Raw genomic sequence first — 8,773 nt, 5'->3', positions numbered from 1 at the left:
CATGTGTTAGGCACGCCGCCAGCGTTCATCCTGAGCCAGGATCAAACTCTTAATAAAAAATTTCTGGGTTCTATTCTTATTGAATAGATGCTTTTCTTTGCTGGCTTAATATCTATACTGTTTAATTTTCAAAGACCTTTTTATCATCCGCCGCTTTTCAGCGACTTTATTACTATATCATATCCATCGTATTATGTCAACACTTTTTTTCGTCGTTTTCTTCTCTGCTGTTTTACCAGCTTCTCTTTTATATGATATAGGTTTTACTGTTTCTGCGGCGACTCGTACTACTTTATCAGAATCTCTTTTGCTTGTCAACTCTTTTTTGAAAGTTTTTTTGTTTCTTACCCGCCGCCCCTTGCTTCTGGCGACTTTTACTACTATACCAGGTTCTTTCTTCTCTGTCAACAGGGTTTTATATGGTATTTTTTAGGACTTTAATTTATCATACTTTTTTTAAATTCTTTTTTTAACTTCTCGATAATCTTTTTCTCCATACGAGATACTGTCATTTGTGAAACATCAAGCTCTTTTGCTACTTCAATTTGAGTTTTTCCATCAAAAAATCTATCTTTTAGTACTTTAATCTCTATTTCATTTAATTTCTCCATTGCTTTCTTTATAAAGTCTTTATTTTCAATAGAATCAAAATTTTTGTCTACTTCTCCAATTAAGTCAATCATTTGAATATCCTTATCTTCTCCATCATTATCATAGGTTAAGTCTAAGGATTTAGGGGTGTATACTTGGCTAGCTTCCATAGCTTCCATAACTTCTTCTTCAGAACATTCAAGAAATTCCGCTATATCTTTTATTTTTGGTGTTCTTTGAAGAGTTTGTTGCAGCGTTACTTTAGCAGTATTTACTTTTTTAGATAATTCTTGTATTCTTCGAGGTACACGAATAGACCAACCTTTATCTCTGAAATATTTCTTGATCTCACCAATAATGGTAGGGGTAGCAAAACTAGAAAATTCAAAACCTCTATCTAAATCGTATCTTTCAATTGCATAGATCAACCCTAAAGACGCTACTTGATAGATATCTTCGTATTCAATACCTTTATTAATGAACTTTTTAGATAAAATTTCTCCAATATATAAATATCTATTTACTAGCTCATTTCTTATTTCTATTTCTCTAGATTGTTTGTATTGTAAAAACAATTCTTTTTCTGTTAGCTCTTTTAGGGATTTATTTATGTCCATAGTTAATTTAGAAACCTTAGCTACGTTCTTCATTACATATCATCCCCCACATATTTTGTCATTTTTATAACTGTCCCTTTACCATTATTCGGCAATATCTCTACATCATCCATAAGTGACTTTATAATAAAAACTCCCAACCCTCCTTCGTTTAACTCTCCTAAGTTAGGTGTTTTTATATTATTAGATAAACAACCTTTTCCGTTATCATAAACTGAGATCACTAATTTTTCTTCATCTGAAGAAAAATCAATATAAAAATTTTCTTCCTCTTGGCAAATTCCGTGAGTAATTGCATTGGTACAGGCCTCAGATATAGCTACTTTAATATCTTCAATTTTTTCAACGTCAAAACCCATTCTGTTAGCAATACCAGTTACAGTTAATCTTATCACACTAACATACTCTGGTTTATTAGGTACAGATAATTTTATTAAATCTTTATTCTTTTTATTCATATTAATCTGCTCCTTCATATTTAACATAGTATATTAACTTCACCCCTCAACAACAAAAATTTTATCTAAACCTGTTATATTCAATAGTTTTTTTATACTAGGTTTAATATTTAATATAATAATATTTTTTTCTTCTTCTCTTAATTTTTTCAGAACACCTATTAATACACCTAAACCTGTGCTATCAATATAGTCTAATTTTTCAGCATCAATTTTAATGTTTTCTTTGTTTTCCTCTAACATTTTCATAAAAGCATCTTTTAATGATCCAGCTGTATAGATATCTACTTCTCCATCTAGCTTTATATTCCATACTTTATTTGCTTCATCATAACTTTTGTTTATCATTAGTGACATAATACTCCCCCTCTCAAACTTAGATAATTTTTTTGTTTTTTCTTCAATTTTCATTATAACAAAACTTTTTCTTTTATACCATCCTATAAAGACAAACATTGGCAAGTCGCTTATACAAAATGTAATCTGTTATTTTATGTCAACTACTTATAGAACACGAAACAAAAATGCAAAGGTATGATATACATACCTTTGCTGCATAAAATATGGGGGTTGAATTTAAAAGCTTTCGGCTTCTATTCTATTTCTTCCCCTCAATATTTAATTTAAACAATTATTTTCAATGTTTCTAAATTTCTTCGATTTCTTCATCTTCCTCATGCTGAGGTATCTGAGCAATGGATACAATACTTTTATTTTCATCGGTTCTCATTAAAGTAACGCCTTTTGTATTTCTACCCATTTTTGAAACATTATCTACATTTAGTCTGATAACAATACCGTCGTTTGTAATCAACAGTATATCATCTTCATTTGTAACAATTTTAGCTCCAACCAACAAACCAGATTTAGCCGTAGTATTGTAGGTCTTGATACCTTTTCCACCTCTTGACTGTAGACGATACTGGGTTAGATCAGTTCTTTTGCCAAAACCTTTTTCACTTACAACCAATAAGTCTTTACTATCTTCTGCTACCTCCATGGCCACTACTTCATCTTTTTCAGCTAGTCTAATACCCTTTACCCCCATGGCACCTCTTCCCATATCTCTTACATCATTTTCTTTAAATCGTATTGCCATTCCTTTTGCTGTAATCATGATGATTTCTTCTCCAGTATCCGTCAATCTGACACCTATTAGTTCATCATCCTCTCTGATGCTAATGGCAATTAAACCACTTCTTCTTGTATTTTCAAATTGGTTTAATTGGGTTTTCTTAATAATTCCCTTCTTTGTTGCCATAATCAGATATTGAGACTCCCATTCTCTACCAACTGGAATCGTAGCAGCTATCTGTTCATTTGCTTCTAATTGTAATAGGTTTACAATAGCTGTTCCTTTTGCCTGCCTTTTTGCTTCAGGGATTTCATAAACGTTGAGCTTGTATACTCTTCCTTTATTAGTAAAAAACAATAAATAATCATGGGTTGAAGTGATGATTAATTTTTCAACAAAATCTTCTTCTCTAGTAGTAACAGCTGCTACACCTTTCCCACCTCTTCTTTGACTTTTATAGGTATCTATAGGTAATCGCTTTATATACCCAAAATGAGTTAATGTTATCACTACATCCTCTTCATCAATCATATCTTCTATATTTATTTCTTCAACGTTTAATTCTATTTCTGTTCTTCTTTTATCATTATACTTTTCTTTAATTTCTAATAATTCATCTTTAATAATATTTAAGATGAGTTGTTCACTTGCTAATATTTCTTTTAATTCTTTAATTAATTTAATGATTTCTTCATATTCTTCTTCAATTTTTTCTCTTTCCAATCCAGTTAAACGACGAAGTCTCATGTCTAGAATAGCTTGAGCTTGCTTCTCTGATAAATTGAAATTCTCCATTAAACCATCTTTTGCAATTTGATCGGTTTTTGATGATCTAATTAATGAAATCACTGCATCAAGATGATCTAGAGCTATTTTTAAACCTTCTAGTATATGAGCCTTTGCTTCCGCTTTGTTTAAATCAAACTTTGTCCTACGAATAATAACATCTTTTTGATGCTCTAGATAATGGCCTAACATCTCCATAAGATTTAAAACCTTAGGTTGTCCATCTACTAAGGCAATCATTATAATACTAAAAGTATCTTCCATTTGAGTATGTTTATAAAGTTTATTCAATACAACATTGGCATTGGCATCTCTCTTTAATTCTATAACGATGCGCATACCAGTACGGTCACTTTCATCTCTTAAATCTGAAATACCTTCTATTTTTTTATCTCTTACTAAATCAGCTATTTTTTCTATTAGTCTTGCTTTGTTCACCTGATAAGGTATTTCTGTTACAATAATTTGCTGTTTACCTTTTTGCATTTCTTCTATGCTTGCTTTAGCTCTTACCCTTACTTTACCTCGACCAGTTCTGTATGCTTCCTTAATACCTTGTTTTCCTAAAATAAAAGCTCCAGTAGGAAAATCTGGTCCTTGTATGGATTCCATGATCTCTTCAATATCAGCTTCTGGATGATCTATGAGTTGGATTACTCCATCGATTACCTCCCCTAAATTATGGGGAGGTATAGAAGTAGCCATTCCTACCGCAATACCATTAGAACCATTTACTAATAGATTAGGATATTTACTAGGTAGTACTGCTGGTTCTTGTAATGTCTCATCAAAGTTAAGAATAAAATCTACTGTTTCTTTTTGAATGTCCCTAATCATTTCCATAGCAATTTTAGAAAGTTTTGCCTCTGTATAACGCATAGCAGCAGCACTATCTCCATCAACAGAACCAAAGTTTCCATGACCGTCTACTAATAAATACCTAGTAGAAAAATCCTGTGCCATTCTCACCATAGCATCATAAACCGCCGAATCTCCATGGGGATGATACTTACCTAAAACATCCCCAACAATACGGGCTGACTTTCTATGGGGTTTATCAGGCCAAAGGCCTAACTCACTCATGGCATATAATATTCTTCTATGAACCGGTTTTAGTCCATCCCTTACGTCGGGAAGGGCTCTTCCCACAATAACACTCATGGCATAGTCAATATAAGATTTCTTCATTTCATCTGCTATACCTATAGGGACAATTTTATTATTTTCTTCTGACATGTGTTATTCCCCCTATTATATATCTAAATTTGTAACATATTTTGCATTTTGTTCGATAAACTCTCTTCTAGGTTCAACTTTATCCCCCATTAGAGTAGTAAAAATTTCATCAGCTGCTGCTGCATCCTCTATTGTTACCTGTAGTAGCGTTCTATCTTCTGGATTCATGGTGGTTTCCCATAGCTGCTCTGGATTCATTTCTCCAAGCCCTTTGTATCTTTGAATATCTGCTCTAGTTTCTCTTCCAATTTCATCTAATATTTTATTTAATTCTTTATCTGAATAAGCATAATGCTCTGCCTTACCTTTCTTTACTTTATATAAAGGTGGTTGAGCAGCATAAATATGACCAAGTTCTACCAAGGGTTTCATATATCTAAAGAAAAAAGTTAGTAATAAAGTTCTAATATGGGCACCATCTACGTCGGCATCTGTCATGATAACAATTTTATGGTATCGTAGTTTTTCTATATTAAATTCATCACCAATTCCAGTGCCAAAGGCAGTAATCATAGATCTAATTTCATTATAATTTAGTATTTTATCTAATCGAGCCTTCTCAACATTTAAAATCTTACCCCTTAAGGGTAGAATTGCTTGTGTAGCACGATCTCTTCCCTGTTTAGCACTACCACCAGCAGAATCTCCCTCTACTAAATAAATTTCACTTAGCGCAGGATCTCTTTCTGAGCAATCTGCTAATTTTCCTGGTAAAGCAGTATTTTCAAGAACACCTTTTCTTCTGGTTAATTCTCTAGCTTTTTTAGCGGCTTCTCTTGCTCTTTGGGCTCTCAAACCTTTATCAACAATCAGTTTGGCTTCTGTAGGGTTTTCCTCTAGAAAACTATCTAAATGTTCTCCCGTGATGGATTCTACTAGACCTCTCATTTCACTGTTTCCTAGCTTGGTTTTCGTTTGTCCTTCAAATTGAGGATCTGCTAGCTTTACAGAAATAATAGCAGTTAGACCTTCTCTAATATCTTCACCCAATAGGTTGACATCCTTGTCCTTTAAAAATCCATTTTTTCTAGCATAATCATTAACTACTCTTGTCAAAGCTGATTTATAGCCAATTAAATGAGTCCCACCCTCTTGGGTATTGATATTATTGGCATAGGTAAAAATGTTTTCTGTATAGGCATCCGTATATTGCATAGCAATTTCCACTACACTGCCATCTTTAGCTTTTTCAAAATAGATAATTTTTTCATGTAGTGCTTCTCTATTCTTATTTAAATGTTTAACAAATTCTTGGATACCACCATCATAATGAAAAACCTTTTCTTTCTTTTCTTCTCTTTCATCCTTTAATGCAACTCTTACTCCTTTATTTAAAAAAGCTAATTCTCTTAATCTATACTCTAGTGTATCAAATTGATAGATTAATTCATCAAAAATTTCAGAGTCTGGCTTAAAAGAGATTGTAGTACCAGTCTCTTCTGTGTCTCCTATAATTTCTACTTCTTGTAAAGGGTTCCCTCTTTCATATTTTTGAAGATAGACTTTACCATTTCTCCGAATTTCTACCTCTAGATATTCCGATAAAGCATTTACAACAGAAATACCTACACCGTGCAATCCTCCAGAGACTTTGTAACCACCACCACCGAATTTACCACCAGCATGTAGTACTGTTAATACAGTCTCTAATGTAGACTTTCCTGTTTGTGGGTGTATTTCTACTGGAATACCACGTCCATTGTCTGTTACTTTGATAGAGTTATCTTCATTAATAACAACCTCTATGATATCACAATAGCCTGCCAGTGCCTCATCAATACTATTGTCTACTACCTCATAGACAAGATGGTGTAATCCTCGACTACTGGTACTTCCAATATACATGCCTGGCCTTTTTCTAACAGGATCTAAACCTTCTAATACCTGAATTTGTTCAGCATTATATTCCTGTATTTTATCTTGTAGTTTGTTCTCCATCTTACAACCTCCTACTTGAACAAAATTAACTTCGTCAATTTTATTAGAATCCACAAAAAATGCATCTTCGATGCCTTTCCTATAGTCATATCTTTATTATACTAAACCCTACTTAGAAACTTGAGAAGCTGCCACTAGGACAGTATAAGTGTATCAATAAATCCCGCTCTTTTTTGTAAAGTCAAAGCAGAAATGGGAGACTTATAAATAGTTGTTTTAAGGGTGCCTTTATTTGATTTGCCTTTATTTTCTACTCTTTCAACAATAACAAAGGATCTTGGTTCCTCTTGAGATACATTTTCTATAAAACCTTCTTCTTCGCATATTTTTAAAAATTCTTTACTATCCTTTGATTTTAAAGTAGATTCCATATCTAATATTGCAACAATATCTTTTACATTTATTACAAATTCACCACCTAAATGTAGAAACATTGGTCTCTGGTGCCTCCCTTTTTACTATTCATTATTTAATTCCATTTTATTATTATAACCTTTCTTTACTTTTAATAAAAGATAATACTGTTATTTTGAGGAAAATATACTAACTTCTCCATCTATCACTTTAAATAACTTATGTTCTTCACCATTTTTTATGTTTAAAGGTTCTGTCATGGTGGTAGTAATAAAAGTTTGAATATTTTTTAGGTTTTTAATTAAATAATTTTGTCTTTTTGCATCTAGCTCACTCATTACATCATCTAGTAATAATATAGGGTACTCCCCTACTTCTCCTTTTATTAATTCTAATTCTGATAATTTTAAAGAAAGAACTGCTGTCCTTTGTTGTCCTTGTGATCCGTAGTTTTTTATATCTAAGCCATTGATTCTAAAAATTAAATCATCTCGATGAGGGCCTACTAATGTTAATCTCCTTCTTTCTTCCATTTCTTTAAATTCTTCTATTTTATTAGAAAAATTAATTTTAATGTCCCTTAATTCATCATCATCTTTAACTTTAACATTACTATCATATTGAATCTCTAGAGTTTCTAATCCTTCTGTTATTTTTCTATGCATTAATTTTGCTAAGAGGGCTATGCGCTTAATAAAGTTTCTGCGATAAATGATTAACCATGCTCCACTATTAATTAATTGTTCATTCCATATATCTAAATCAAACCTTTTTCCTCTATAGTCCTTTAATATTTTATTTCTCTGTTGTAGTATTTTGTTATATTGGTTTAAAGTATAATAATATTTAGGCAGCATTTGAGAAATTTCATTATTCATAAATCTTCTTCTTTCATTAGGTCCCTCTTTTACTATTTTTAAATCCTCTGGTGAAAATAGAACTACATTAAGATTTCCTAGTAAGTCACCATGTTTTGTTAAAGATAGTTTGTTTACTTTAATCTTTTTATTCATCTCTTTACTTAAAATGATTTCAATTGCTACTTTATCTGTCAATTTATTCACTTTAACTTTAATATAAGCATTTTTCATTAACATTTTTATCATTTCTTGATCTTTATTGGTTCTAAAAGACTTTCCTATAGCAGCTACATAAATAGCTTCTAAAATATTGGTTTTACCTTGAGCATTTTCTCCTACTAATATATTTAATTTAGGATGAAACTGTAATTGAAGTTCTTTATAGTTTCTGTAGTGCATTAACTTTAATTCTTCTACAATCATTACCTATACCCCCTGTTTTCATCCCAATAAAAATTGCTATATAGACATACGCCTTTGAGTTAAATTTTAATATACACGATCTACAATTTCGTCCTTATCTATAAAATTAGACTTAATTCATAGGCTTATATCTATACTACTTTAATTTTAATATCTTCTACTTCAACAAAATCTCCAATCCTAATCTTCTTACCTCTTTGGGTAGTGATATCTCCATTAACTTTAACTTCACCGCTAATTATAATAATTTTAGCATGACCTCCACTGTCAACAACTTCTGTTATTTTTAATAATTGATCTAATTTAATAAATTCACCCTCTAATTTAAACTCCCTTAACATCTTTTTACCTCCTTATTTTTGTTAAAATGTTTCTCTATCATTATTATTTCCTAAACTACACAAAATAGTAACCCAGCATTTTATGCTGGGCTAG

The 8,773-nt window shown here is 31.5% G+C and carries 8 protein-coding genes; all 8 read right to left on the bottom strand.

Translation table 11 applies throughout. The annotated features are described in order from the left end of the window. Positions 1–437: 437 nt before the first annotated feature. The 8 genes from CHB72_RS13685 to CHB72_RS13650 all read right to left on the bottom strand — a co-directional run bounded on the left by CHB72_RS13685 (position 438) and on the right by CHB72_RS13650 (position 8,679). The gene (locus CHB72_RS13685; protein ID WP_089283441.1) at positions 438–1,241 is read right to left on the bottom strand and encodes a SigB/SigF/SigG family RNA polymerase sigma factor; all 804 of its coding nucleotides are present in this window, start codon (positions 1,239–1,241) and stop codon (positions 438–440) included. After that, positions 1,241–1,666: an ATP-binding protein gene (locus CHB72_RS13680; RefSeq protein WP_089283440.1), complete on the bottom strand. Its 426-nt coding sequence runs from the start codon at positions 1,664–1,666 to the stop codon at positions 1,241–1,243. Before CHB72_RS13680 ends, CHB72_RS13685 begins: the two co-directional genes overlap by 1 nt. A 39-nt stretch (positions 1,667–1,705) precedes the next feature. Then, positions 1,706–2,023 carry an STAS domain-containing protein gene (locus CHB72_RS13675; protein ID WP_089283439.1) on the bottom strand — a complete coding sequence of 106 codons (318 nt, stop codon included), beginning with the start codon at positions 2,021–2,023 and terminating at the stop codon, positions 1,706–1,708. Between the two features lie 289 nt (positions 2,024–2,312). Further along, positions 2,313–4,763 (bottom strand): DNA gyrase subunit A, encoded by a 2,451-nt coding sequence (gene gyrA, locus CHB72_RS13670; RefSeq protein ID WP_089283438.1) that lies wholly within the window; start codon positions 4,761–4,763, stop codon positions 2,313–2,315. Positions 4,764–4,778: 15 nt separating this feature from the next. Continuing rightward, on the bottom strand, positions 4,779–6,701 hold the full coding sequence (gyrB, locus tag CHB72_RS13665) for a DNA topoisomerase (ATP-hydrolyzing) subunit B (RefSeq protein ID WP_089283437.1): 1,923 nt from the start codon (positions 6,699–6,701) through the stop codon (positions 4,779–4,781). A 134-nt stretch (positions 6,702–6,835) separates the two neighbouring features. After that, positions 6,836–7,135: an extracellular matrix regulator RemB gene (gene remB / locus CHB72_RS13660; protein WP_089283436.1), complete on the bottom strand. Its 300-nt coding sequence runs from the start codon at positions 7,133–7,135 to the stop codon at positions 6,836–6,838. A gap of 90 nt (positions 7,136–7,225) precedes the next feature. After that, positions 7,226–8,338 carry a DNA replication/repair protein RecF gene (gene recF, locus CHB72_RS13655; RefSeq protein WP_089283435.1) on the bottom strand — a complete coding sequence of 371 codons (1,113 nt, stop codon included), beginning with the start codon at positions 8,336–8,338 and terminating at the stop codon, positions 7,226–7,228. Positions 8,339–8,469: 131 nt separating this feature from the next. After that, entirely contained in the window at positions 8,470–8,679 is a 210-nt protein-coding gene (locus tag CHB72_RS13650) for an RNA-binding S4 domain-containing protein (protein WP_089283434.1), read from the bottom strand. Positions 8,680–8,773 lie beyond the last annotated feature (94 nt).

The sequence above is a fragment of the Anaerovirgula multivorans genome (assembly GCF_900188145.1).
Classification (GTDB): Bacteria; Bacillota; Clostridia; order Peptostreptococcales; family Natronincolaceae; genus Anaerovirgula; species Anaerovirgula multivorans.
Note: the sequence above shows the minus strand (reverse complement) of the source record. Positions and strands in the feature narration are given on the sequence as shown.

Coding starts and splice junctions, on each gene's coding strand:
- remB (WP_089283436.1), bottom strand. CDS start 7,135: ATGTTTCTACATTTAGGTGGTGAATTTGTAATAAATGTAAAAGATATT.
- gyrA (WP_089283438.1), bottom strand. CDS start 4,763: ATGTCAGAAGAAAATAATAAAATTGTCCCTATAGGTATAGCAGATGAA.
- CHB72_RS13680 (WP_089283440.1), bottom strand. CDS start 1,666: ATGAATAAAAAGAATAAAGATTTAATAAAATTATCTGTACCTAATAAA.
- gyrB (WP_089283437.1), bottom strand. CDS start 6,701: ATGGAGAACAAACTACAAGATAAAATACAGGAATATAATGCTGAACAA.
- CHB72_RS13685 (WP_089283441.1), bottom strand. CDS start 1,241: ATGAAGAACGTAGCTAAGGTTTCTAAATTAACTATGGACATAAATAAA.
- CHB72_RS13650 (WP_089283434.1), bottom strand. CDS start 8,679: ATGTTAAGGGAGTTTAAATTAGAGGGTGAATTTATTAAATTAGATCAA.
- recF (WP_089283435.1), bottom strand. CDS start 8,338: ATGATTGTAGAAGAATTAAAGTTAATGCACTACAGAAACTATAAAGAA.
- CHB72_RS13675 (WP_089283439.1), bottom strand. CDS start 2,023: ATGTCACTAATGATAAACAAAAGTTATGATGAAGCAAATAAAGTATGG.